This is a genomic window from Amycolatopsis sp. N2S4-7 (genome assembly GCF_058119595.1).
In genome coordinates this window covers 6,961,702-6,987,237 of record NZ_CP172299.1, presented here as the reverse complement: position 1 = coordinate 6,987,237, position 25,536 = coordinate 6,961,702, and the positions used below count along the sequence as shown (strand labels likewise).

Genomic DNA, 25,536 nt, shown 5'->3' with positions numbered 1-25,536 from the left:
AAGGAGCCGACCGTGACCTGGATCCAGGACTACCAGCCGGCGGGCGGGCTGTGGGTCTCCGCGCTGCTCGCCGCGCTCCCGATCGTCGTGCTGCTGGTTTCGCTCGGCGTGATCCGCTTGTCCGCGCACCTTTCGGCGGCACTCGCGCTGGTCACAGCGCTGGGCGTGGCCCTGCTGCTGTACCGGATGCCCGCCGCGCTGGCGTTCGACTCCGCGGCGATGGGCGTGGTCTTCGGCGTGTGGTCGGTGGCGTGGATCGCGTTCCACGCCGTGTACTTCCACAACGTCACGGTCGCCACCGGCCGGTTCGACGCGATCAAGCGCGTGCTCGCCGGCTTCAGCGAGGACCGGCGGCTGCAGGCGCTGCTCATCGCGTTCAGCTTCGGCGCGCTGCTCGAAGGCGTCGCGGGCGGCGGGTCGCCGATCGCGATCACCGCGGCGATGATGGCCGCGCTCGGGTTCCCGCCGGTGAAGGCCGTCGTGCTGGCGCTGCTGGCGAACACCGCGCCGGTGGCGTTCGGCGGGCTGGGCAACCCGCTGATCGTGCTCGGCCGGCTGACCGCGCCGATCATGCACCTCAAGCAGGACCAGGCGACCGAGCTGTTCTCGGCGGCGGTCGGCCGTCAGGTGCCGGTGCTGGCGCTGATCATCCCGGCGTTCCTGGTCGTCGTCCTGGCGGGCTGGAAGCGCATGCTCGAGGTGTGGCCGGCGGTGCTGACCGCCGGGCTCGCGTTCGCGGCCATGCAGTTCGTCGCGTCGAACTACATCAGCGCCAGCCTGGTCGACGTCCTCGCCGCGCTGACCGCGATGGCCGCGCTGTGGGTCCTGACCCGGTTCTGGCAGCCCGCGACGGTGTGGCGCTTCGACGGCGAGGAAGCCCCCGCGGCCAAGAGCCTCGGCGCCGCCCAGGCCGAGCGTGGCGCGCTGTACGCGTGGATGCCCTACATCATCCTGATCCTGGCGATCTTCCTGACGCGGATCGGGACGATCTTCAAGAACCTGCCCACCTGGCTCGACCTGACGAAGCTGCTGCACAAGGCGGACTGGGTGTTCGCGTGGCCGGGGCTGCACAACCACGTCGTGCAGCACCCGCCGATCACGGCGAAGAACGCGCCGTACGCGGCGACGTTCACCGTCGACTTCCTGTTCTCGCCGGGCACGGTCGCGCTGGCCGCGGCGGTGATCGCCGGGTTCGCGATGGGCGCGCGGCCGGGTCTGCTGGTGGCGACCTACCGCAAGACGCTGTTCCAGATGCGCTGGGCGCTCGCGACGATCTTCATGATCCTGGCGATCGCGTTCGTCATGAACTACTCCGGCGCGACGCAGACGCTGGGCCTGGCCCTGGCGACAACCGGCGTGGTCTTCCCGCTGTTCTCGGCGTACATCGGCTGGCTGGGTGTGTTCTTGACGGGCTCGGACGCGTCGACGAACAGCCTGTTCGGCCCGATGCAGGTGATTTCGGCGCAGCAGCTGAACCTGAACCCGATCCTGGCCGGCGCGACGAACACGTCGGGCGGCGTGATGGGCAAGATGATCTCGCCGCAGAACCTGTCGATCGGCGCGACGGCGATCGGGCAGAGCGGCAAGGAGGGCTCGCTGCTGCGGCAGACGTTCCTCTGGTCGTTGCTGCTGACCGCGGTGGTCGGCGTGATTTCCCTGCTCCAGGCGACGATCCTGACGGCGATGATCCCGTCGCCCTAGGCTGGGGGCATGAGCGCATCCTTGGCCTCCTTCGGGTACGAACTGGGACTCCTGAAGAGGATCCGGCGGTCGGGGTGGTGGCACGCGGGCGTCCGCGACCCGGAGTCGGTCGGCGAGCACAGCCTGCGGGCGGCCCAGCTGGCGGCGCTGATCGCGGCGGAGGAGGGCGCTTCGCCGGAGCGCGCGGCGTTCCTCGCGCTGTGGCACGACACGCAGGAGACGCGCACGGGCGACCTGCCGCTGACGGCGGTGGAGTACCTCCGCAAGCCGGAGCCGCGGCAGATCACGGCCGACCAGACTTCGGGCCTGCCGCCACGTTCGCGTGACTTGGTGCGCGAGGCCGTCGACGAGTACGAGACGCGCTCGTCGGCCGAGGCGTTGTGCGCGAAGGATGCCGACAAGCTGGAGATGCTGCTGCAGGCTTTGGAGTACCGGGACATCGGCGTGCGGCCCGTGGACGAGTGGATCGAGTCGGCGCGGAAGGGCCTGACCACGGAGACGGCGAGGAAGATCGCGGAGGCGGCTTTGACGCTGTCGCCGCTCTCGTGGCGGGAGCGCTGACTACCGATCGCCCATCGCCGCCGATGTGATCGTCCCGTCCGCGACGCTGTGGCCGATCAGGCTGTGTGCCTCCCGGAACAGCTTGCGGGCCTGGGCGAACAGGTAGACATCGGCGACGCCGACCGAGATCAGGACCACGGCTTCGAGCCACGCCGGCGCCGCCAGGTTGACGCACACCGCCACCGCCAGGACCGGCAGCGGGAGCAGGATCGCATCGCGAAACTCGCTTTCCGCCTTGATCCGGCTGAATTCGGCGTGCAACTCGGGTTTCGCGACGATCAAGCGCGGCGCCATGTGCAGCACTTCGCCCAGGGTCGCGATCGTGAGCCGATCGACCTCGTGCGGGTCGTCGCTTCTCGGCGTGGCATCGGACGCCGTGCTCTCTTGATCCTTCCGGTAGTCGCTGCGAACCCGGCTGCGCACCCGCGTGATCGCCCGGCCGCTGACCGGGCGGAAGACCGACAGAGGCCCGCCTGGCCGGTGGTCGAGGTCGCCCGCGCTCAGCCGCCGCAGGTAGGCGAGGCACACCCGGTAGAAGAAGGCCTGCACGACGCTGCTCGTGACTTCACCGATCAGCAGGCACAGCACGCTGATCGCGGCCAGCCGGCCGCCGGTGCCGAAGAGCTCCAGCAGCTCGAGCACCGGTTTCCCGAGCAGGTCGGCCGACGGCGGGTGGTAGTGGCCGACCAGGAGCCAGCCGGCGCAGAACCACATGTAGCCCGCCACCAGGGCGCTGCGGACGTCGCGGAACCCGGGCAGCAGCGAGGCGAGCACGGCGCTAGCGACCCACCGCCGTGGCTCGGTCCAGCAACAGGGCGCGCTCGCGGGCGTTCTCCGTCATCTCCGCCGCGCGGCGGAACTCGCGCTCCGCCTCCTCCAGCCGCCCCAGCTTCTGCAGCAGATCACCCCGGACGCTCGGGAGCAGGTGGTAGTCCTTCAGCGCCGGCTCCTCGGCGACCGCGTCCACCACCGCCAGGCCCGCTTCCGGCCCGTACGCCATCGCCACCGCGACTCCGCGGTTCAGCTCGATCACCGGGGACGGCTGGAGCTTGCCGAGACCCTCGTACAGCGCCGCGATGCGCTCCCAATCCGTCTCCGATGCCGTCCGGGCGCGGGCGTGGCAAGCCGCGATCGCCGCCTGGGCCGAGTATGGGCCGTACGCGCCTTCGGCGATCTGCTCCGACAGGGCGAGCGCCGCGAGGCCGTGCTGGATCAGCAGGCGGTCCCAGCGGGAACGGTCCTGGTCGAGCAGCAGCACCGGCTCGCCGTTCGGGCCGATGCGGGCCTTCGACCGGGACGCCTGCAGCTCCATCAGCGCGACCAGGCCGTGGATCTCCGACTCGCCCGGCATCAGCGCGGCGAGCACGCGGCCGAGCCGCATCGCCTCGTCGCAGAGTGCCGGTCTCATCCAGTCGTCGCCGCGGGTGGCCGAATAGCCCTCGTTGAAGACCAGGTAGATGACCTCGAGCACGGACGACAGCCGGGCGACGCGCTCGTCGCCCTCCGGTACCTCGAACGGGACCTTCGCCGCGGCCAGTGCCTTCTTCGCGCGGACGATCCGCTGCGCGATCGTCGTCTCGCGGACCAGGAAGGCCCGCGCGATCTCGTCGGTCGTCAGGCCGCCGAGCATCCGCAACGTCAGGGCGACGCGGGCTTGGGTGTTCAGCACCGGGTGGCAGGCGACGAACAACAGGCGCAGGACGTCGTCCTCGATGTGGTCGTCGAGCGCGGCGTCGAAGTCGGGCAGCACGCCTTCGCCGAGCTGCTGATCGCGGCCGACCTCTTCGAGCTTCTCCGCGTACCGCTCGTTGCGGCGGAACTGGTCGACGGCGCGGCGCTTGGCGATGGTCATCAGCCACGCGCCGGGGTTGCGTGGCACGCCGGACTCCGGCCACTGCTCCAGCGCCGCGACCAGCGCGTCCTGTGCCAGCTCCTCGGCCAGGCCGACATCGCCGCGGGCCATCCGGGCCAGGCCCGCGATGAGCCGCGGCGACTCGATCCGCCAGACCGCCTCTACCGTGCTCCGGGTGTCCGCAACCGTCACCCGGCCATCAGACAGGGTGTTCCGGCGCGGTGCAACCCACTACTCGCCGATCCGGCGAATCTCCAGCACGCCGATCGGCTCCTCCGAGCACGGCATCCGCTTCATCACCTCGACGACGTCCGCGAGGGATTCGCCGTTGAGCACCCAGAACCCGGCGATCAGCTCCTTCGTCTCCGCGAACGGGCCGTCGATGACCTTCGGTTCCGAGTCGCCCTCGAACACGACCCGCACGCCTTCCGCGCTCGACGTCAGTCCCTCGGCGAGCACGAGCCGGCCTTCGGCGGCCAGCTCCTCGTTGAACTTCGTCATCGCGGTCAGGTCCGCGGCACTGGGCTGGAACCCGGGAGCCTCGGATTCGGCGTTGGCCTTGACGATCACCATGAACCGCATCGGCTCACGCCTTCCCGTCGCTCTGCGCGCGCAGCCGGCTCTCCAGCTCGGCGACCTCGGGCGTCATGTTCTCGAAGTCGGACGCCTCCGCGACGCGCCGGATCTCGACCTCGCCGTGCTCGCCTTCGGGGTTCGGCATCCGCTTGATCCACTCGATGACCTCGTCGCGGTCACGGCACTGGAGGATCCAGAACCCGCCGACCAGCTCCTTCGACTCGGTGAAGGGACCGTCGACGACCTTGGGGGCCTCCTTGCCGTCGAAGACGATCCGGGCCCCTTCCGCGCTGGGCGCGAGGCCTTCGCCGGCCAGCATGATGCCGGCCTTGACCATTTCTTCGTTGAACTTCCCCATCTCGGCCAGCAGCTCCGCACTGGGCGCCTTGGCGTCGGTGGCCTCGTTCGTCTTGACGATCACCATGAACCGCATCGCGGTCTCCTCTCGTTCGGTCCTGCCTACGCGTCGAACGGCCACGCCCCGGATCGACAGCCGCCGCGAAGAACTTTTCGCGCCGGAAAACTAGCAGCTCAGGGTCGCTCCGCAGGGACGATTCGGACAACCGGGGGACGTGGTGGCGGCACGCTGCCGACCTGCGGCAAACCGGGGAGGGTCACGTGGCCGAGCGCCCGCGGCAGGGGAAGCGGCGGTACATCATCCGGCTTCCGGCGCCCCCAGGCGGCCAGGCACGCAAACCCGGCTTCCCGGTCTGGGACACGTCCCTGCGGCGGGTGCGGGCGCGCTACCCGCGCGCGGTCAAGATCTGGCGGGCGACCGAAGACCGGCCGTGGCTCCGGTCGCGGCTGGCGCAGGCCGGCCGCGTGCTGCGGCGAGGCGCGGCGTCCGCGTGGCGCTGGACCAGGAACCGCGACGCCCCGCCCTGGTCAGGCTCGGGTCCCGGCTAATCTGCCGTCGTGGCGGTTCTCCCCGACGATCTCTCCTCCGCTCTCGACGAAGAGCTGGCCAGGCACCCCGTGGCCCGGCTGACGCAGTCCGTCGACCGGCTCAGCGCGCGCTACCGCCAAGGTGACGCGGCGACTTCACCGATCCTCAGCTCCGAAGCAGACGTCGCCGCGTACGCCGGCTACCGGATGCCGGCCACCTTCGCCGCTGTACAAGCTGTACTCGCCGAAGCCGCTTCGCGTGCTCCGGGCTTTGAGCCGCGTACGCAGATCGATGTCGGTGGGGGCACCGGTGCGGCGGTGTGGGCGGCCGCGGCCGTGTGGCCGTCGCTCGCGAAGTGCACCGTGCTGGAGCAGGTCGCCGGGGCGATCGGGCTCGGCAAGCGGCTCGCCGCCGGTGCCGGGCGAGCCGTGGTCCGGGACGCCGAGTGGCGGCGCGGGCTCGTCGACCCGGCCGCGCCGTCGCCGGACGCGGATCTCGTCACGCTGTCCTACGTGCTCGGTGAGCTGCCGGAAGGCACCCGCGCGGACGTCGTGCGCTGGCTCGCGGCGAAGGCCGGCGCGGTCGCGCTGATCGAGCCGGGTACGCCCGCCGGTTACGAGCGGATCCGCGCCGCGCGCGCCCAGCTCATCGAGCTCGGCCTGCACGTCGTCGCGCCGTGCCCGCACGACGCCGCGTGCCCGATCGTCCCCGGCGAGGACTGGTGCCACTTCGCCGCGCGGCTCCCGCGCTCCGGGCTGCACCGGCGGCTGAAGGCGGGCACGCTCGGCTTCGAGGACGAGAAGTTCGCCTACGTCGTCGCGGCGCGGTTCACGCCGGAGCGGCCGGACGCGCGGATCGTCCGGCACCCGAAGAAGCACAAGGGCTGGGTCGCCCTCGACCTGTGCACGGCGGACGACGGCCTGAAGCCCGGCGTCGCCGTCTCGAAGAAGCAGGGCCCGCGCTACCGCGCGGCCCGGGACGCCGAATGGGGCGACGGCTGGTCGACGGCGAGCACGTGACCTGCGCTAGGGCATGTGGACCGTGCGGAGGAACTCCAGCAGCCGCCACGGGCGGCGGCCGCCGACGCGGACCTTGCCGCTGAACACCGCTCGCGGCGGGGAAATGCGGCCGAACATCATCGGCACCAGCACCGCCGGGTCGAACGTCAGGCGGACGTCGGCCGTGCCGTCGGGTTCCTCCACCCGCAGGCCGCCGTGCTGGAGCACCATCACCACCGGTGCCGTGTAGGCGGAGCGGAACTCCACCGCGATGCGCTTGGGCGAGGGCTTCGCGTAGTCGAGGAGCCGCCCGACGTCGTTGCGGACCATGCCGACGAAGAACAGCTCGAGGAACATCCCCTCGTTCGCCGGGTCGATCCGCCACGGCCTGCCGCTCGCGCGGGCGATGTCCCGGCCGTGGATCTCCAGCTCGTTGATCAGGTGGGCGAGCAGGCCCGCCACCGGGACGCGGCTGCCGCCCAGCCACCAGATCGGCTTTTCCGGGTCGTGGTCGCGGGTCACCCGCAGCACTTCCGCGATGTCCGCGCGCAGCCGCTCGGCCAGCCGGCGGGGGTCGCGCTCGGGGTAGGCGGTCATCGCGACGGCGTTCATCGCCGACACCGTCTCGATGTTCGCCGACGCCATCGGCTCGTCCAGCTCCGGCAGCGGCAGCGGACCGCCGTCGCCCTTGGCCATCGCGGTGTAGACGAGGGCGATCCAGCCGACGTGCGCGGCCGTCTCGGCCACCGACCAGTCGCCGACGGCCTTCGCGTGCGGATCGGGCGCGCTTTCGACGGCGTCCGCGAACCGGTCGCCTGCCGCCGAGAAGGCGGCGCGCACCGCCTGCCACTGCGCGGGTCGGATCGTCATGGTTTCCGACGGTAGCTCCCGGACGGCCGGTCCGGGCTCTCCCAACCTGCGGTCATCGTGCGCGACCGGCCCCGGACGGCCTGGGCTGGGCTCGTCGGGCCGCGCACCTGACGTGCGCGACCGGACGCCGGCGCAGCGGGCGGGCATCGACGCGGTGCCGGCGGCCGACCGGCCGCCACCGCGGGTAGAGAACTCGCAGCGGTAACCGGCCAGTCGGGGGGCGTGCCGGCCGGTTACCGCCGCACCGAGGAAGAGGGGACCCCGCGCCAGGAATGACGCGCGGGTTCGCGCTTCACCCGATCGAGTGACGGATCAGGCCGGGTCGGCCAGGATGCCGTTCACGTAGCTGCCCGGGTGGGTCGCCGCGTCCTGGCGCAGCACCGGGAGGTTCGACGGCCAGTCCGCGGTCAGCGCCTGCGTCTGCCCCGGCGGGATCGTCTTCAGCTTCGACGGCGTCCAGGACCGGCCGCCCTCCGCCGGGGTCAGCACCGTGATGGTCGCGGACGCCGTCGTGCCCGGGGTGACCTCGTTGTACTTCACGCCGTTGTCGACGCGCGGCAGGTGGTAGACCGGGCCGAACGTCGCGTCGTCCGGGCCGATCAGGTCGACGCCCGGCACGCCGTACAGCCCGCACGTGTGGCCCGAGGTGTTCCGGTACGTCAGCGGGATCTCGAACTGGCCCGGCGCGTCGGCCTTCTCGGCCGGCTTGCCCAGGGAGAGCGCGAGGTCCGCCGTCGTGCAGCGGGCGGTCTTCGCGGCCGCGGGAGCGACGGCGGCCGGCGCGGGGGCGGCGGCGTCGGAGCCGCCCGAGGCAGGCCGCGGCGTCGTGACCGAGCCGGACGAGCCGCACGCCGCGAGCGCGAAAGCCCCGGCGACCGCCGTGACCCCGACCGAAATGCGCTTCCCGAGCATGACGTTCCTCCCTGCGTCGAATGATCGAACTCGTTCAGGGAAGATGCCCACGACCCCCTCGGGGATGCGCCGCGATGGGGTCGATCACCCGGAAGCAACCCCGGCGGGCACCGGACGTCGAAAGAATCAGCTGCGGCCGAAGCAGACGAACGGCATCAACGGCTCCGCCCGGGCCGCGTCCGCCAGCGCCCGTGCCGGGGGCGTGCCCGCCGACAGCGCCCGGTGGAACGCGAGCATCACCCCGCCGGCCGTCCGGTCGTCGACCCGGGCCACGCTCGACACCACCGTCCGGCTCCCGCCGTAGAGCAGCGCCGCCGTGAACCCGAGGACCTCGTCACCCGCGCGGACCACCGCCTGGCCGACGTCGCACGAGGACAGCACCACCTGCTCCGGCGCCGTCGCGAGCTGCTGGACGTCGTAGGCCATCAACGGCCCGTCGGCCAGGTTGAGCCGCGAAAACAGGACGTTCTCCTGCTCGTGGTGGCCGTGCGCGGCGAAGTGCGCCAGGCGGCAGCCGTCGAACGCCTTGAGGGTCGCCGCCACCGTCGCGTCCGGCCCGGACAGCACCTCCGCGTCCGGGTACAGCTGTGCCAGCACCGAAACCTCGGCCTCCGCGTGCCGCAGGTCCGAGCCCGCGACCAGCAGCGGTGCGCCGCCGGCCCGGCGAGGGCGGTGGCCGGCGTCGAGCCAGGCCGACGACGACGGCGTGACCGTCACCGGGCGGCCGCGCAACGTCGGCAGCAGCCCCCACGGGATCGACGACAGCGCACCGGTCGGCACGACGACGACGTCGAGGTCGCCGAGCCGGGAAGCCAACGGCGCCAGCAGGATCGCGTCCAACGCGGTGACCTGCGTCCGCACCGACCGGCGGATGACCCGGTCCAGCTGCGGCGGCAGCTGCCGCCCGCACAACGCGTCGAGGTCGCTGTGCAGGCGGGCGACCGGCTCCGCCACGGCCGAGGCCGGGCCGAGCTCGATCAGCGCGACGCGGTGGTCCGCGATCACCTGCGCACACAACGCGCCGTGGTCGGCGAGGAAGCACACCATCGCGCTGCCGGTCGCCGCGAGCTCGTCGCCGATCTCGCCGAGCTTCGCCTCCGGGTGGTCGACGTCGGTGCCCTCGGCCTGCCAGCCCTTGGCGCGGATCTCCCGTTCCAGCGCGGCACACCGCTTCACGGCGTGGGCGTCCGGCTTCCCGGACAGCTCGCCGGCCCGGATCTGCATCGACAGGTACCGCAGCTCGGCGACGGCGTCGACGGTCTGCGGGTGCGCGGGCGGGCGCACCGGCCGGAACCGGAACGCCTGGGCGCGCGACCGGTCGAGCCACCGGAACACCACGCCGGGCGAGCGCTGCGCCAAGGCCGCGGCGAGGCCCGCGTCGGCCAGCTCCTTGCCCAGCGACGTCGTCCCGGTCTGCAGGTCGACGCTGCCGAACCGGCTGCGGTGGCGCTGCAGCTGCGTCAACCCGGCCCGCGCGTTGGCGAAGGTGATGCGCCGGTGGCCGCTCGCGGCACCGAGCTCGGCCAGCGCGAGCCGCCGCACCAAGCGGTTCTCCAGCGGCGCGGTCCGGCGGTCGCGCGGGGCGATCCCGGCCCGGGCACCGTCGAGGTCACCCAGCGCGATCCGGGCCCGCGCGGCCAGCAGCGCCGCGATTTCCGCGTCGTTGCGCAGGCCCAGCCCGGTGAGCCGGCCGGCCAGCGCGGTCGCCTCCTGGGCGACGCGGGCGATCCGCCGTCCGGCCGCGAAGTCCGCGCGCAGCACGGTCAGCTGCGCCACCGCCGCCCACGTTTCGTTGCCCCGGCGGCGAAACCGGCGCTCGGCGCGCCCGGCCCAGCTCCGCGCGGTCGACGGCTCGCCGCTCGCCAGCGCCGCGAGCGCCCTGGTCAGCTCGGCCTCGGCGTGTTCCTGGTTCATCCGCAGCCGCGGGAACTGCTCCAGCGCCGCGTCCAGCTCGGCGGCGGCCTCCTGCGGCAGCCCGGCCGCGAGCAGCGCCCGCGCCTTGTCGACGGCCAGCACCGGCAGCATCCCGACGCTCTGCTCGGCGTAGAAGCCGCTCGCCGCGTCGAAGTCGCGCAGGGCGCCCGGGATGTCGCCGGTCAGCACCCGCGCCTGGCCGCGGCCGTGCGCCGCCTTCGCGAAGATCCGTTCCAGGCCCTCTTCCGACGCCTGCCCGGCGCCGATCTGCTCGCACTGGTCGAGGTCGGCGAGCGCGAGCCGGACGCGCCCGGCGTACTGGTGCAGCATCGCGCGGTTGAGCAGCGTTCTGGCGAGCACGACGTACTCGCCGGCCTGCCGCAGCAGCGGGATCGCCTCGTCGAAGCACACCAGCGCCTCGTCCATCCGGCCGATCAGGATGAACACGAGACCGCGTTGCTGGCGCAGGATCCCGCGCCCGGCGTCGGACACGAGGACGTCGGCTTCGTCGAGCAACGCCAGCCCGCGGGCGCTGTTGCCCAGCGCCGTTTCGACGGCCGCGTACGTGCCGAGCACGCGCGTCGCGAGGTCGGGCCAGGCCGGCCAGTCCGGCGGCGGCGCGGTCGCGGGCAGGCCCAGCAACCGCGCGGCCGAGCGGATCAGGCGGCCGCCGACGACCGGCTGGCCGTTGTTGGTCGCCGCGACCGCTCGCCGGTGCAGGTCGCGCACCCGGTCTTCGACCTTCGGCGACACGACCACGGGCTGCCCTCCCGACCGGGGCCGTCCCCCTCGGCCGAGAAGGACGCCCCGGATCGTACCTCCGGGCCGGGGCCGTCCGGGAGTTCTCGCGGGCCGGTCAGGTTTTCACCTCACAGCTCCATGGCCGGTGTGCTCACCGTCCTCGACCGCCCGAGCGTCCGGACCAGGACCTGCACCATCCCGTGCGGCACCCCGCTCACGGCGAACCGGCCCTCGGCGTCGGACGTCGTCGTCAGCGGCCCGTTCGCGGTGCGGACCTCGATCGGGTGCTCCGCGGGCGGGGTGAGCCAGCCGTCCAGGCGGATCGTCCCGCCCGTTTCGGGGCTCACGTTCACCATGATGGTGAGGCTCTCGCTGTCGAAGGTGATGAGCCTGCCCTGCTCGGCGGCGCTGCGGGCGACGGCGAGGCCCTCCTGTTCACGGATCCGCATCACCTCGAGGTCCACGTGCTCCAGCTGGATCGCGAACCGGATCTGGTCCACCAGCGTGGCGGGCATCGGGTCGGCGTCTTCCCACAGCTCGCGCACCCCGGCCAGCAGCCGGAAGTCGAGCTCGTCCAAGGGCTCGTCAGCACCTGGTGGTTCGACGGTGGTCACAGCCAATCTCCTTCGCCGTTGGCGAGTAGCTGCTCGCGCAGGCGCGCGAGGCAGCGTCCCCTGGTCGGGCCGATACTCCCCCTCGGCATGCCCAGCCGGGCGCCGACTTCGGCGTAGTCCGGCCGGTGCACGAACGCCACGATCCGCAGCAGGCTGCGGCAGCGTTCGGGCAGGTTGTCCACCGCGCGCCACAACCGCGCGCGCTGGTCGTCGCGCAGCACCCCCTCCTCGGGTGCCGGCGACGCTTCGGTCAGCCGCTCCGGGAGCTCCGGCAGCGGCCGTTCGACCTGGCGTTTTTCCCCGGTCCGCCAGGCCTCCCGCTTGGTGACGGTGATCAGCCAGCCGGTCAGCGCGACCGGCGAGCGGATCTCCGCGAACGAGCCGAGCAGCCGCAGCCACGTCGTCTGCACGACGTCGGCGGCCTGGTCGACGTCCAGCCCCTGGTCCCGCGCGACCTGCCAGAGCAGTGGCGTGAGCAGGGAAACGAGCTCGTCGAGCGCCGCGCGGTCGCCGTCCCGCGCGGCGTCGAACAGGGCCGCGACCCGGCCGTGGTCGGTCTTGGCCACGTTCACAGCGAGCCCAGCGCGGTCCAGGCGCGCTTGACGACGGTGTCGCGGTCGACCGTGGCCAGGTCCCCGGACTGGAGCAGCGCCTTGCCGAGTTCGGCGGCGGCGAGCGGCGCGGCGAACGACGTCCCGTCCCAGACCGCGAAGCCGGCGCTGTAGTCGTCCGGGTCGAACGAGTTGCGGCCGTGGTCGGGCACCTCGTGGTCGGCGGCCGCGGTGCCGCGGACGTCGGTCGGGTAGGTGCTGACGACGCCGGCGCCGGTCGCCCAGCAGCGGACCCACGGGCCTTCGTTGGAGAACAACGCCTTGCTGGTGGTGACGTCGGGGTTGAGCGCGCCGACGCTGATCACCTGCGGGCCGGCGCCGCCCGCGGGCGGCTGGTCGGCGAAGGCCGCCGGGTAGAAGCGGCGGGTCGTGGCGTCGTTGCCCGCGGCGGCGACGACGAGCACGCCGAGGCCGGTCAGCTCCGCGACGACCGCGCCGAACTGGCCGGTGTAGGCGATGTCGGCCGGGTTCTCCTCGTAGTAGCCCAGCGACAGCGAGACGATGTCGACCATGTTCTCGGGCCGGTCGTTCGCCTGCGCGTCCCGCACGCGGTCGGCCAGCAGGTGCAGCGCGAGCAGGACGTCACCCTCGTACGCGACGCCGTCGCTGTGCACCACGCGGATCGCGAGGGTGTCGGCCTCGGGGCAGACCTGCCGGACGATGCCGGCGATGAACAGGCCGTGCCCGGTGTCGGTGTCGACGTCGCCGATCAGCGGCTGGCCGGTCGTCGGCGCGTCCCAGTAGTCGGTGAGCAGCTGGGTGGGCAGGGTCGTGCCGGAGTCGATCTCGGCCTGCAGGATCGCCGCCTGGATGTCCGGCGCGACGGTGAGCCCGGCGCCGGCGGGCGGCGGGCCGCCGCGGTCGGGCAGCCTGAACCACGGGTGCGGGCCGATGCCGGTGTCCAGCACGGCGATCACCGGCCGCCGGTGCCCGGGCTTCTCACTGCGGTACGGCGGGGCCGCGGCCAGCGTCACCGGGATCCGGTTGGCGCCGCGCGTGCGCCCGTAGGAGCTGCCCGCGCCGAACCCGCTGGTCTCCCACGGCGTGCCGCCGAGGCCGCTGGTCTCCCACGGCACCCCGCCGAACACCGGCGTGGTGAACAGCAGGTGCTCGACGGAGATGCGCGCGGCGACCTCCGGATCGATTTCTCGCCGCTCGGCGGCGGCCCGGAGCAGTTGAAGCGCCTTCCAGCAGTCGACGACGACCGGGTCGGAGTCGTCGCGGACGTGCAGCAGGGCCCGGACCGGCAGGTCCTCGAGCTGCTGGGCGCGCGCCGTCTCCTTGGTCCCGCCGCCGCGCTCGGCCGGGGTGGCGTAGATGCCGATGCGGGCGAGCACGCCGTTGATCGCGGCCAGGGTCGCCTGGTCGCGGAGGAACCGGTGGGGGATGAGGAACACGCCCGGCCGGTAGACGGTCGTGCGCGGGACCGGTTGCCCGGCCACGGCGACGGCCGTCGCCGGGTCGAGCACGCGCGCGCCGTGCCGGTCGAGCAACTGTCTGGGCGGGGTCGGGAGCTCGTTGAGCGTGCTCGCGTCCTCCGCCGCCACTTCCGCGGTTTCATCCCGCACGAACCTGACGACCATCGGGTCCACCCTCCTGCTGCCTCGCCCCCGGCTGATCATTCGCGTCACCCGGGAAAGACCGGGCGACCGCAACTGGGATACGACACCGACATCACGAACGCATAACGACGACGGCAAACGGGTGACGACGTATCTGGCGGGCCCGGCTCACCCACTTGGCCCTCCGGAAGTCACGAGTACAGCCGGGGAGATCACATGGTTCCGCTTGGGTCGAGCGCGCACGAGGCAACCCGGCCCGCGCCGGTCCGGGGACCGGGCGAGTCCTTCACCCCGGTCCCCGCCACCGGCGGTGGCCGCTTCTCGGTGCCGCTCGACCTGCCGCCCGGGCCCGGCGGCATCGCCCCCGCGCTGGCGCTGCGCCACACGACCGGCGCGCCGAACGGCCCGTTCGGCGGCGGGTTCGCGCTGCCGCTGCCGCAGGTCCGGCCGGACGACGGCCGCGCGCGCTCCGGCGCGAAGGGCAGGCTCGCCCGCCGGGGCGACGGCTTCCTGCTCACCACCCGTTCGGGGGTCCGGCACTTCCTCGGCCCGGCCGGCGGCTCCGCCTGGTACCTGGAGCGGACCGAGGACGCGCTGGGCAACACCGCGACGTTCGGCTGGACGCACCACAGCGGCCAGGCCTACCTCGCCCGCGTCGCCTACGGACCGTACGAAGTGGACTTCACGTACGAGCCGCGGCCGGACGTGCTGCGCTGGGGAAGCGGCGGCACCCTCGTCACGACGGCGTTGCGGTGCGCCCGGATCGACCTGCGCGTGCCCGGCGACGACCGGCCGCTCGTCCGGCGGTGGACCCTCGGCTACGACACCGACGACGTCACCGGCGCGTCCCTGCTGACGTCCGTCGCGCTCACCGGGTTCGACGCGCGCGGTGCCGAAGCGGCCGCGCCCGTGCTGCGGCTGGCCTACGCCCGGACGGAACCCCCGGCGGCGCGGCGGGTCCAGTTCGCCGCGCACGCCCGGGCCGGGCAGGGCGTGCTCCTGCTCGACGCCGACGACCCGGTGCCGTACCACTCCCTCGAAGACGTGCCCCGGACCGGGCGGCTGAGCGAGATCGACAACGGCACCGGCCTGCGGACCGCGATCGAGTACACGACCGTCGAGACGATCCCGGTGGTCCAGCGGGTCTCGCTCCGCGAGACGGTCACCGGCCACGTGGGCGTGACCGAGTTCGAGTACCACGACGGCCGGTTCGACGACGCCCACGCGTTCACCGGGTTCGGCCGCGTCGTCCAGGACGAGCTGGGCGACGAGCACGCGCCCACGCTGCGGACCGTGCGCTGGTTCGGCGACGACGGGGTGCTGCGCAAGGAGGAGACCTACGGCCTCGACGGCTCGTCACGGGCGGACCGGCCGTACCGCCGGGTGGAGCACACCAGACGTCCACAATGGACACGCGCGGTGACGACGGTGTTCGAGCGCCGCGACAGGCCCGTTTCGGTCACCACGACGGAGACGGCCTTCGACGCCGCCGGGAACCCGGCCCGGGAAGTGGAGACGACCGAGCGGCCCGGCCGCGACCCCGTCGTGCGCGAAACCCGCACGACGTACGCGACCGACCCCGAACAGCGGTTCGCGGCGCTGCCCGCGCGGGTGCGCGAGGTCGACGGCGCCGGGAAAGTGCTGTCCGACAAGGTGTTCCGGTACGACGAGGAGCCCGACGGGCGCGCCGGTTCGCACGGCCTGCTGACCGCGCGGGAGGAGCTGGTGCTCACCGACGAGCTCGTCGCCGACGTCTACGGCCCGGTCCCGCCGGACCTCCGGCACCACGGCTTCCACCGCCGCCCCGGCGAGGACGGCTGGTGGGTCACGACGTTCCACGGCCGGCTCGACACCGTCACCGGGCTGCGCACCACGACGACCGGGCCGCTCGGCCACACCGCCGAGGTGCGCTACTCCGCCGACCGCTGCTTCCCCGAAGTGGCCACGGACCCGCTCGGGAACGTGACGGTCACGCGGCACGACGTCCGCACGGCCCGGGTCTGCCAAGTGGTCGATTCAGCGGGCGCGGTGACGATCGTGACCCACGATCCGCTGGGCCGCCCCGAAACCGTCGTGCGGCCGGGCGACTCGGCGGACCTGCCGACGATCCGGTACCGCTACGACCACAGCGGGCCGGTGCGGGTCACCACGGAACAGCGTGCGGTGTCCGGCGAGGCGGAGGTGCTGGTCACGGCGGAGCTGCGCGACGGCGCCGGCCGGCTGCTGCAGCGACGGCACGCCGAGCTGCTCGGCGACGTCGTCGACGAGCACCACGAGTACTGCGCGCGGGGCCTGGTGTGCCGGACCAGCCGGGCGTTCCGGGACGGCGGGCCACGCAGCACGCCGTCGACGTTCCGGTACGACGCTTTGGGCCGGCCGGCCGGGAAGGCCCGCGAAGCCCACCGCGGCTCCCCGGGTGTCCGCGACCTGCTCGGGCGGGAGCTGCGTGACGCCGACGGCGTCGTGCACGTCCGGGACGCGGCCGGGAACCCGGTGGAGTCGCGGACCACGGACGGGCACACGGTGTTCCGCGTCCACGACGCGGCCGGCCGGGTGGTCGCCGTGCTGGTCGACGACCCGCGCGGGACGCCGGTCACGACGTTCACCTACCACGACGGCGGGCTCCCGGTGCCGTTCGGCGCGGGGCCGCACAGCTGCGGGCGGCTGGTGCGCGTGGCCGACGAAACCGGCGTGACCCTGTTCGGCTACGACGCCCTCGGCCACCCGGCCGAGAAGCGCTGGCGGCCGGCGCACGTCGCCGTCGAGTACCGCCTGGACGTGGCGCGCCGCGCCGACGGCCGGCTCGACGAGGTCGTCTACCCCGACGCCGGCGACGGGCGGCTGACCGTGCGCCACCAGTACGACGAGGTCGGCAGGCTGGTGAGCGTGCCGGGCTTCGTCGACGCCGTCCACTACGACCTGCACGGCCGCCGCATCGCGGTGCACTACGCGAACGGCGTCAGCGAGCACTTCTCCGGCGGGCGGCACCTGCTCACCGGCCCGGGCGGCCTGCTGCGCGACATCGGGCCGGGGCCGGACCCGGAAACGCCGTCGGGCAGCGAGATCCGGGACGCGTTCGGCCGGCTGCGCGGGGTGCACGGCGACGGCGTCAACGCGTTGTACGGCTACGACCACACCGGCCGCCGGATCCGCACCCTGACCACCAACGGCACGCGCGTCCACGAAGTGCTGACCCCGGACGAGCTGTACGCGATCGAGGACGGCGAGCTGGTGGTCGTGGTGGCGGACACGGTCCACCAGTACGCGGACGGCAGGCGGCGCTACCTGCACTTCGACGAACACGACCGGGTCGCCCTGGTCACGGACGAGACCGGCGCGGTGGTCGACGGGTTCAGTCCAGTACGGCCAGGTCCAGCCGGCTGAGCCGTTCCGGGTCGGCCAGGATGTCGATCTCCACGATGCGCCCGCCGGCCACCGTGAACCCGAGCACCGAGAACGGGCGGCCGTCGCGCGTGGCGACCACGCCGGCCGCGCCGTTGACCAGCGCCCGCCGCACCACACCGCCGCCGGCGCCGAGCCGCGAGAACGTCAGGGCCTGGTTCGCCACCTGGGCCGCGCCCCGGACCTCGAGCGAGCCGCCCGCGGCCGCGCCGCGATCCGCGCGCAGCACGATCTCCGGGTCGAGGACCGACACCAGGGCGTCGAAGTCGCCACCGCGGGCGGCCGCCAGGAAGGCGTCGACGACTTCGCGCTGCCGGACCAGGTCCGGGTCCGGGGCGACCGGCGCGCCCTGCACCCGCCGCCGGGCGCGGCTGGCCAGCTGCCGGGCCGCCGCTTCCGAGCGGCCGATGATCGGCGCGATCTCCTCGAACGGCATCGCGAACATGTCCCGCAGCACGAACGCCAGCCGTTCGGCCGGGGTGAGCGTGTCGAGCACGACGAGCAGCGCGAGGCCGACCGAGTCCGCCATCAGCGCCTCGTGCTCGGGGCCGGCGTCGTCCCGGCTGACGATCGGGTCGGGCACGAGGGCCTCCCACGGCTCCTCGCGCCGGGCCTTGCGCGAACGCAGCATGTCGAGGCAGACGCGCCCGACGACCGTCGTGAGCCAGCCGCCCAGGTTCTCGACGGCGGCGGCGTCGCTCCGGCTCAGCCGCAGCCACGATTCCTGCACGGCGTCCTCGGCCTCGCTCAGCGACCCCAGCATCCGGTAGGCGACGGACCGCAGGTGGTCGCGGTGGGTCTCGAAGCGGCGGGCCAGCCAGTCCGGGTCAGTCACGGGGCGATCCTTCGTTCGGGGGCGATCACCACCTTGACGTTTCGCCCGTCGAGTTTGTGACAGGTCTGACGACTGTGTGCCGATGAGCGGCATCTTCCCTTGACGTACGATATATGACCTAGCAATCATCGGATCTCTCCGGGACGAAGGAGAGCCATGAGAGCACTCACCTGCCTCGCCGCGGTCTTCGCGCTGCTGGCGAGCCTGATCAGCCCCGCGAGCGGCGAGCTGTACCACCCGCGCCAGGACTGGCTGCGGTCCTCGACAGCCGGGTTGTTCCTGCACTGGGGCATGTTCACCGCGCCGCGGCACACCGACTGCGCCGCCTGGGAGCGCGACGTCACCGACGGCGGCTGGACGCCGGACTACTGGATCGACGAGGCGAAGAAGCTCGGCGCCTCGTACGTCGTCCTCACCACCTTCCACAGCCGGCTGGGCTACGCGCGGCCGTGGCCGTCGAAGATCCCGGGCAGCTGCTCGACGCAGCGCGACTTCCTCGGTGAGCTGATCGCCGCGGGCCAGGCCAAGGGCGTCCGAGTCATGCTCTACATGACCGACAACCCGCAGTGGCACAACGAAACCGGCCACGAATCCCTCGACTCGGCCGCCTACTCGGCGTACAAGGGCAAGCCGGTCGACCTGACCACCCGCCCCGGCTTCGGCGAGTTCGGCTACGACCTGTTCGACGAGGTCATGGACCGCTACTCCGGCCTCGCCGGGTTCTGGATCGACAACGACAACGAGTACTGGGAGCAGCACGGGCTCTACGAGCGCGTCCGCGAGAAGCGGCCGTCCTGGTTGCTGAGCAACAACAACGAGGACACCCCGATCATGGACACGGTCAGCAACGAGCAGAAGACCGGTATGACCCCGTCCTACGACTACCCGCAGGCGGTCTACACGCCGATGCCGCGGCTCACCGAGGCCGACTACAAGCTGCCGACCAACGGCGACTGGTGGTACAGCGGCGGCGACCAGGCCGTCGACTTCCGGCTCTCCACCGGCCGCTACATCACGAACGCGGGTTCGTCGATCAAGTCCCTGATGGCCGAAACCGCCATGCTCAACGGGAAGTTCCCGCCGCAGCAGGAGGCGTTCAACAACTTCATGGCGTCCTGGACGCAGCCGATCCGCGAGTCGCTGCAGGGCACCGAGGGCGGCGGGTACATGTACGGCGGCCTGCAACCCGGCTTCTGGAACGACGGCGCCCACGGCGTCATCACCGTGAAGCCCGGGGCGAAGACGCAGTACGTGCACGTCGTCACGCGGCCGTCGACGAACCTGGTGCGCCTGCGCGACAACGGCTACCGCGTCACCGGGGTGGCCGACCTGCGCACCGGGAAGCCGATGCGGTTCGCCCAGTCCGGCGGCTACCTGTCCATTCTGGACATCAAGGACTGGGACACCTACGACACGGTGTTCGAAGTGGACACGGCCGGGCAGCAGTACTTCTACGACAAGAGCACGATCAAGGCGACCGCGTCGGCGAACGGGGCTTCGGCGGCGAACCTCGTCGACGGCAGCTACCTGAACCACTGGGACGCGGGCGGGCAGCTCCCGGTGTCCGTGACGCTGGACCTCGGGCGGAAGCGGTCGACGGCCTACCTCGCGGTGCACGAGCGCGAGTCGTCGCCGACGTACGCGCGGGAGTCCTTCGGCCGCGCCGAAGATTCCGCGCGGATCAAGGACTACCGCGTCCACGCCAGCGACGACGGGAAGAACTGGCGCACCGTGCGCACCGGCGCCCTGCCGAGCAACCGCGGGGTGCAGTTCATCGACGTCGGCGAAGTCCACGCGCGGTACCTCCGGCTCGAGGTGCTGAACACGTGGTCCGGCCCGCAGGCCAAGCCGTACTACCACCAGCTGGCGCTCGACGAGGTCGACGTCGCCTACGGCTACCCCGATCCCCGCGGCGAGCTGCCGCTGGAGGCGGAGTCGTGGCGCAACGGCTTCGAGGGCAAGGCGTCGCCGGTGTGGTGCGAGGCGTGCTCGGGCACGAACGCGGTGACCGGCCTGGACCGCGGCGCGGTCGTCTTCCGCGACGTCCAGGCGGCGGGCCCGTCCCGCCTGCAGCTGGACACGACGGGCCCGGGCTCGCTGTCGGTCAGCGTGAACGGCGCCGCGCCGATCACCGTCAGCGCGCCGGGGGCGATCGCCGTGCCCCTGAACGCGGGGAGCAACACGATCAAGGTCTCCGGGACGGTGGGCCTCGACCGGATCGCCGTGGCGCCGCTGCCACCCGAGTCGTACACGCCGAAGACGACGTTGACCGTGCAACCCGCCGGCGTGCAGTGGGTTTCGCCCGGCCGGCAGTCCCTGAAGGTGACGGCGTCGCTGCGGCTGGACGTCGACAACCCGATCGACCAGGTGTCGCTGGCGCCGGTCGTCCCGGCGGGCTGGACGGTCACCGGCGCCCCGGTCACCACGGCCAGGCTGGGGCTCGGCCAGGTGCTGAGCGGCTCCTGGACGGTGACCTCCCCGGTCGCCCAGGACGTGACCATCCCGGTGACGGCGTCCTTCACCACGCTCGGCCGCGCGAAGTCGGTGAGCAAGCCGGTGCAGGTGAAGCCGCGCCCGGCGGACCGGGTGTTCATGCGCGAGGCGGAGGACTCGGCGAACGACATCGGCGACGCCGGCGTCACCAGCTGCTCGGCGTGCTCGGGCGGGCAGAAGGTGCGCAACATCGGCGGCAGCCCGGGTGCGGCGGTGCTGTTCCCGGACGTCACGGTCCCCGCGGCCGGGTCGTACCCGCTGTACCTCGACTTCACGGTGAACGGCGACCGGTCGTACTCCGTGTCGGTGAACGGCGGCGCGCCGGTGGCGGTCAAGGTCAGCGGGGTCGGCAACAACACGCCGTACACGACGTCGATCCCGGTGACGCTGAACGCGGGCGCGAACACGATCAGGATCGGCAACGACGCGAGCGGCGCGCCCGACCTCGACCGGATTTCAGTGGGTTAGCTCGCGCAGCACCCGGGCCGGGTCGATGTCGACGGCGAGCCACGTGCCCGGGTGCTCGCTCGGTTCGCTCCACGCGACGGAAACCCACACCTCGGCGTAGTCCCCGCGCTCGACAACCGGCAGCTGCCAGGTGAGCCGGCCACCGGTCCGCACGACGGCGTCGCCGGCGAGCAGCCGGGACCAGTACGGCGGGACGTGCTGCCCGGCTCGCGAGCAGCGCCGCAGCACCTCCGCGCCGGGACCGCCGACGCTCACGACGGCGTCGGCGGTCTCGGCGGTGAAGGCGCTTTCCCAGATGCCGGCGTCCGCGGGCGCGCCGGCCAGCTCGGCCTGGACGACGAACTCGCTGACCGTCTCCCTGGCCAGCACCCGGAAGATCGTGACCTCCCGGGTGACGGCGGGGAACCCGGCCGGCAGCCGCGGCACGCTCGACCCGGCCAGCACGTCGAGCCGCACGGACGGGTGCCGCCACCGGCACAGCCGGGCTCCGGAGCCGAGGCCCCAGGTGAGCTCCGGCTGCGCGGGAACGTCCCAGCCGTCGACGCGCACGGCGAACCGCACGGCGCCGAGCGGCGTGCGGACGTCGAGCGTCCGCGGCGGCGTCCGCGACAGGACTTCGGTGTCCAGCATGCCGACATCCTTACCCCCGGACGGCGGGGGCGAAAACGCCGCACGCGAACGTCACCCGTCCGTGGCGCCTCAGAACCCGGCTGTCCCGTTTGGACTCCCGAGCCCGGTGGGGCCGTCGTACCCGGGCCCGGCCGTGCAGAGGTAGGTCCCGCCGCAGCTGCCGTTCGAACCCGAAGTCACGTCGTACAACCCAGCCGTGTGCGCGTACGGGTACGAACCCGCGGTGACCGCGTTCCCCGCCAACGCGTAGACGCTTGCGACCACCGGCGAGGACAAGCTCGTCCCGCCGACCTGCACCCACCCGTCGGCGCCCTGAGGGAGGCCCAGCGACAGCAGCAGATCGCAGTAGGACGAGCTGCCGCAGCTGTTGTAGGTGTCGTAGACCCCGAGCCCGGTGGCCGGGTCCGCGACGGCCGAGACGTCGGCGACCGTCCTTTTCGCACACCCGGTGTCGTGCTGCCACGCCGGTTTCGGCTCCAGCGCCGAGCACCCGCTGCCGCTGCCCTTCCACGTCGTCTCCGACCAGCCTCGCGCGGTCCCGGACGCCTTCTTCAACGTCGTGCCGCCCACCGCCGTGACGTACGGCGACGACGCCGGCCAGCTGACCCCGTAGCCGGAGTCGCCCGAGGACGCCGTGACCGCGATGCCCGGGTGGTTCAGGTGGGCGTCCGCGCCCAGGATCGTCGAGTCCTCGGTCCCGCCGTAGCTGTTGGAAATCGCCACGACCCCCGGCGTCGCCGCGGCCGTGTCCACCGCCGTCATCAGCGGATCGGTGTCCGGGGAATCGGCTTCCACCACCAGGATGTGGCAGTCGGGGCAGGTCGCCGACACCGCGTCGAGGTCGAGGCTGATCTCCATCGCCCAGCCGTAGTCGGGCGCGGGCAGCGGGCTCGCCGCGCCGTTCTGGTTGACCTTCTTGAAGCAGCCGTTGGCCGTCGTGCACGGCGAGAGCCCGCGCGCGGCCCGGAACTTCGCCAGGTCGGCTTCCGCGGTCGGCGCGTCCATGGCGTCCACAATGGCCACTGTGCGGCCGTTGGCCTGCAGCCCGCCGAGGTGGTACGCGGCCTGGATCTCGGCCGGCCCGTAGCCGACCGGGGTCGACGTCAGCAGGGGGCCGGAGCCCTTCGGCGACCGGATCGCCTTGCCGAGGCAGTGCAGCTTCCCGGCGGTCGCGCAGCCGAAGTCGACGAGCCCGCCGCTTCTCAGTGGCGTGGCGTCCGCGGGCGCGGCGACCGCGAGCGGAGCCGCCGCGAGGAGGAGGGCCAGGACGAGCGTCTTGCCACGGGAAGGGGCCAATCGGACTCCTCGGTCGGGGGCCGTTCTGTGGCACCGGATCGTCGCATGTCACACGATCGTGGTCACCCGCTCGACGGATGTTTCTCGGTTCAGTCCTTCGCCCACCACCCGGCAAACCGGACGATCGGTCACAGAACGTCTCCCCCGATCGAGGCATTGGTCCAGACAAGTGTTACCAAAAAGTGATCGAAGCCTCGCTGAGCGGGAGCTACTTTGTTGTGACTCGCAACAAATGCTCGTGGATCCCCAACGGCGGAGGTGTCACGGCGTGAACCGGACCTTTGAGAAGCTTCGACGACGCCGGCGTGGCCCTCTCGCCACGCTCGCGCTCACCGCGGCGGCGCTGCTGGTGGCGGCCGGGCTGAACGCCCCCGCCGCCCTCGCGGCCGACGACTACACCCAGAGCGCCGCGCAGGTCAGCGCGACGCAGGCGCAGCTCAGCTTCACCCCGACAACCCCGGCGCTCTATGTCGACGTCCACTACACCGGCGTCCCCGGCGTCGGCCAGCAGAACGTCCGGATGACGAACTCCTCCGGCACCTGGCGCTACACCGTGGGCGGTCTGAGCACCGGCACCGTGCTCGACTACTGGTTCACCTACGAGAAGAGCGGCCCGCAGTACGACACGCCGCACTTCAGCTACACCCAGGGCGGGGGCACGAGCACGGTCGCGGCACCGGCGTTCAGCCCGCCCGGCGGCACCTACTCGACGGCCCAGACCGTGACGCTGTCGAGCGCCACCGCCGGCGCGACCATCCGGTACACAGTGGACGGATCGACGCCGACCGCGTCGTCCCCCGTCTACAGCGGGCCGATCAGCGTCCCGACGTCCCGCACGGTCAACGCGATCGCCACGAAGTCCGGCTCGGCCGACTCCCCGGTGTCGAGCGCGAGCTACACGATCGGCACGCAGGCGGGCTGCCCGACGCAGTCCGACACCCCGAACTTCGGGCCGAACGTGCGGATCTTCGACCCGAGCATGTCCGCGGCGACGATCCAGGCGCAGCTCGACACCGACTTCAACAACCAGAAGGACACGCTGACCGCGCAGTTCGCCGACCGGCGGGTCGCCCACCTGTTCAAGCCGGGCACCTACAACGTGCACGACAACGTGGGCTTCTACACCTCGGTGGCGGGCCTCGGCCAGAACCCCGGCGGCGTCGTGATCAACGGCGACATCACCGTGGACGCCTTCAACCCCTCCGACAACGGCGTCGCGCTGCAGAACTTCTGGCGCTCGGCGGAGAACATGGCCGTCAACCCCTCCAGCGGCAACGACCGCTGGGCGGTGGCGCAGGCCGCGCCGTTCCGCCGGATGGACATCCGCGGCGGGCTGCAGCTGTACCCGGCGAGCTACGGCTACGCCAGCGGCGGCTACATCGCCGACTCGAAGGTGTCCGGCCAGGCCGCGTCGGTGTCGCAGCAGCAGTGGTACACCCGCGACTCGAGCCTCGGCAGCTGGAACGGCGGCGTGTGGAACATGGTCTTCTCCGGCACGAGCGGCGCGCCGGCGAACACGTTCCCCAACCCGCCGGAGACGACGCTGGCCAGCACGCCGGTCTCGCGGGACGTGCCCTACCTGTACGTCGACGGCACCGGCAAGTACCGCGTGTTCCTGCCGTCCCTGCGGACCAACGCGTCCGGCCCGAGCTGGGCGAGCGGCAGCACCCCGGGCACGTCGGCGCCGATGAGCCAGTTCTACGTCGTGAAGGCGGGTGACACGGCCGCGTCGATCAACAACGCGCTCGCCGCCGGCTGCGACCTGTTCTTCACGCCGGGCATCTACCACCTCAACCAGACGCTCAACGTGACCCGCGCGAACACGACGGTCCTCGGCATCGGCTACCCGACGCTGGTGCCCGACAACGGCGTCAACGCGATGCAGGTGTCCGATGTGGACGGCGTGCGGCTCAAGGGCCTGCTCTTCGACGCCGGCACGACGAACTCGCAGGCCCTGCTGACGGTCGGGCAGTCCGGGTCGTCGGCGTCGCACGCCGCGAACCCGACGACGGTCCAGGACGTCTTCTTCCGCATCGGCGGCCAGATCGCGGGCAAGGCGACGAACAGCCTGATCGTCAACAGCGCCAACACGATCATCGACCACATCTGGGCGTGGCGCGCCGACCACGGCAACGCGGGCACGGTCGGCTGGACCACGAACACGGCCGACACGGGTCTCGTGGTGAACGGCGCGAACGTGCTGGCCACCGGCCTGTTCGTCGAGCACTACCAGAAGTACCAGGTGATCTGGAACGGCCAGGGAGGGCGGACGATCTTCTTCCAGAACGAGATGCCCTACGACGTGCCGAACCAGGCGTCGTGGAACGCGCCATCGGGCGTCGCGGGGTATGCCGCCTACAAGGTCGCCTCGAACGTGACGTCGCACGAGGCGTGGGGGCTGGGCAGTTACTGCTTCTTCGACACGAACCCGGCGGTGTCCAGCTACCACGCGTTCGAAGTGCCGAACAACAGCGGCGTCCGGTTCCACAGCCTGCTGACGGTTTCGCTCAACTACCGCGGCACGATCACCCACGTCATCAACGACACCGGCGGCGTCACGCCTTCGGGCACGGTGCCGGTGAACGTGGTGAGCTACCCCTGATCGGCGGAGGCC

At 72.4% G+C, this 25,536-nt stretch carries 20 protein-coding genes; 7 read left to right on the top strand and 13 right to left on the bottom strand.

Features of this window, described 5'->3' with window-relative positions:
- Positions 1–12 precede the first annotated feature (12 nt).
- Together ACH54P_RS33095 and ACH54P_RS33090 are read left to right on the top strand one after the other, a co-directional pair.
- Positions 13–1,701, top strand: a complete 1,689-nt coding sequence (locus tag ACH54P_RS33095; RefSeq protein ID WP_489907230.1) for an L-lactate permease — start codon at positions 13–15, stop codon at positions 1,699–1,701.
- Positions 1,702–1,710: 9 nt separating this feature from the next.
- Positions 1,711–2,262 carry an HD domain-containing protein gene (locus ACH54P_RS33090; RefSeq protein ID WP_489907229.1) on the top strand — a complete coding sequence of 184 codons (552 nt, stop codon included), beginning with the start codon at positions 1,711–1,713 and terminating at the stop codon, positions 2,260–2,262.
- Here ACH54P_RS33090 and ACH54P_RS33085 read toward each other — a convergent pair whose 3' ends face one another.
- From ACH54P_RS33085 to ACH54P_RS33070, 4 genes are read right to left on the bottom strand one after another with little or no spacing between them, the layout of a single operon-like run.
- Positions 2,263–3,036, bottom strand: coding sequence for a hypothetical protein (locus ACH54P_RS33085; RefSeq protein ID WP_489907228.1), 774 nt, complete (start codon positions 3,034–3,036; stop codon positions 2,263–2,265).
- 4 nt (positions 3,037–3,040) lie between these two features.
- A complete protein-coding gene (locus tag ACH54P_RS33080) occupies positions 3,041–4,306 on the bottom strand; it encodes an RNA polymerase sigma factor (RefSeq protein WP_489907227.1) in 1,266 nt (421 codons plus the stop codon).
- Positions 4,307–4,345: 39 nt separating this feature from the next.
- Entirely contained in the window at positions 4,346–4,696 is a 351-nt protein-coding gene (locus ACH54P_RS33075; RefSeq protein ID WP_489907226.1) for a YciI family protein, read from the bottom strand.
- 4 nt (positions 4,697–4,700) lie between these two features.
- Positions 4,701–5,123, bottom strand: coding sequence for a YciI family protein (locus ACH54P_RS33070; RefSeq protein WP_489907225.1), 423 nt, complete (start codon positions 5,121–5,123; stop codon positions 4,701–4,703).
- A gap of 185 nt (positions 5,124–5,308) precedes the next feature.
- On the opposite strand from ACH54P_RS33070, the gene ACH54P_RS33065 reads away from it, so the two are divergent.
- Positions 5,309–5,596, top strand: coding sequence for a hypothetical protein (locus ACH54P_RS33065; RefSeq protein WP_489907224.1), 288 nt, complete (start codon positions 5,309–5,311; stop codon positions 5,594–5,596).
- A 9-nt stretch (positions 5,597–5,605) separates the two neighbouring features.
- Entirely contained in the window at positions 5,606–6,595 is a 990-nt protein-coding gene (locus tag ACH54P_RS33060; protein WP_489907223.1) for a small ribosomal subunit Rsm22 family protein, read from the top strand.
- A gap of 6 nt (positions 6,596–6,601) precedes the next feature.
- Here the strand turns inward: ACH54P_RS33060 and ACH54P_RS33055 are convergent, their stop codons facing one another.
- From ACH54P_RS33055 to ACH54P_RS33030, 6 genes are all read right to left on the bottom strand, one after another.
- Positions 6,602–7,444 carry a maleylpyruvate isomerase N-terminal domain-containing protein gene (locus ACH54P_RS33055; protein ID WP_489907222.1) on the bottom strand — a complete coding sequence of 281 codons (843 nt, stop codon included), beginning with the start codon at positions 7,442–7,444 and terminating at the stop codon, positions 6,602–6,604.
- Positions 7,445–7,756: 312 nt separating this feature from the next.
- Positions 7,757–8,356, bottom strand: a complete 600-nt coding sequence (locus ACH54P_RS33050; RefSeq protein ID WP_489907221.1) for a DUF4232 domain-containing protein — start codon at positions 8,354–8,356, stop codon at positions 7,757–7,759.
- Positions 8,357–8,482: 126 nt separating this feature from the next.
- A complete protein-coding gene (locus tag ACH54P_RS33045; RefSeq protein WP_489907220.1) occupies positions 8,483–11,029 on the bottom strand; it encodes a CHAT domain-containing protein in 2,547 nt (848 codons plus the stop codon).
- Between the two features lie 110 nt (positions 11,030–11,139).
- Positions 11,140–11,625 (bottom strand): hypothetical protein, encoded by a 486-nt coding sequence (locus ACH54P_RS33040; protein ID WP_489907219.1) that lies wholly within the window; start codon positions 11,623–11,625, stop codon positions 11,140–11,142.
- Positions 11,622–12,197, bottom strand: a complete 576-nt coding sequence (locus ACH54P_RS33035; protein ID WP_489907218.1) for an RNA polymerase sigma factor — start codon at positions 12,195–12,197, stop codon at positions 11,622–11,624. The genes ACH54P_RS33040 and ACH54P_RS33035 overlap by 4 nt, the downstream gene beginning before the upstream one ends.
- Complete coding sequence (locus tag ACH54P_RS33030) at positions 12,194–13,819, bottom strand: S8 family serine peptidase (RefSeq protein ID WP_489907217.1); 1,626 nt, start codon at positions 13,817–13,819, stop codon at positions 12,194–12,196. The genes ACH54P_RS33035 and ACH54P_RS33030 overlap by 4 nt, the downstream gene beginning before the upstream one ends.
- A gap of 195 nt (positions 13,820–14,014) precedes the next feature.
- Here ACH54P_RS33030 and ACH54P_RS33025 point away from each other — a divergent pair, with 195 nt between their 5' ends.
- Positions 14,015–17,182, top strand: a complete 3,168-nt coding sequence (locus ACH54P_RS33025) for an RHS repeat domain-containing protein (RefSeq protein WP_489907216.1) — start codon at positions 14,015–14,017, stop codon at positions 17,180–17,182.
- Here ACH54P_RS33025 and ACH54P_RS33020 read toward each other — a convergent pair.
- A complete protein-coding gene (locus ACH54P_RS33020; protein ID WP_489907215.1) occupies positions 17,151–18,035 on the bottom strand; it encodes a sigma-70 family RNA polymerase sigma factor in 885 nt (294 codons plus the stop codon). The genes ACH54P_RS33025 and ACH54P_RS33020 overlap by 32 nt on opposite strands.
- Before the next feature lie 156 nt (positions 18,036–18,191).
- On the opposite strand from ACH54P_RS33020, the gene ACH54P_RS33015 reads away from it, so the two are divergent.
- Positions 18,192–20,996, top strand: coding sequence for an alpha-L-fucosidase (locus ACH54P_RS33015; protein ID WP_489907214.1), 2,805 nt, complete (start codon positions 18,192–18,194; stop codon positions 20,994–20,996).
- Here ACH54P_RS33015 and ACH54P_RS33010 read toward each other — a convergent pair.
- Both ACH54P_RS33010 and ACH54P_RS33005 read right to left on the bottom strand, forming a co-directional pair.
- Positions 20,985–21,626, bottom strand: a complete 642-nt coding sequence (locus ACH54P_RS33010; protein WP_489907213.1) for a hypothetical protein — start codon at positions 21,624–21,626, stop codon at positions 20,985–20,987. The genes ACH54P_RS33015 and ACH54P_RS33010 overlap by 12 nt on opposite strands.
- Before the next feature lie 69 nt (positions 21,627–21,695).
- Entirely contained in the window at positions 21,696–22,922 is a 1,227-nt protein-coding gene (locus ACH54P_RS33005; protein ID WP_489907212.1) for a S53 family peptidase, read from the bottom strand.
- Between the two features lie 268 nt (positions 22,923–23,190).
- Here ACH54P_RS33005 and ACH54P_RS33000 point away from each other — a divergent pair, with 268 nt between their 5' ends.
- Positions 23,191–25,524, top strand: coding sequence for a chitobiase/beta-hexosaminidase C-terminal domain-containing protein (locus ACH54P_RS33000; protein ID WP_489907211.1), 2,334 nt, complete (start codon positions 23,191–23,193; stop codon positions 25,522–25,524).
- Positions 25,525–25,536: the final 12 nt, after the last annotated feature.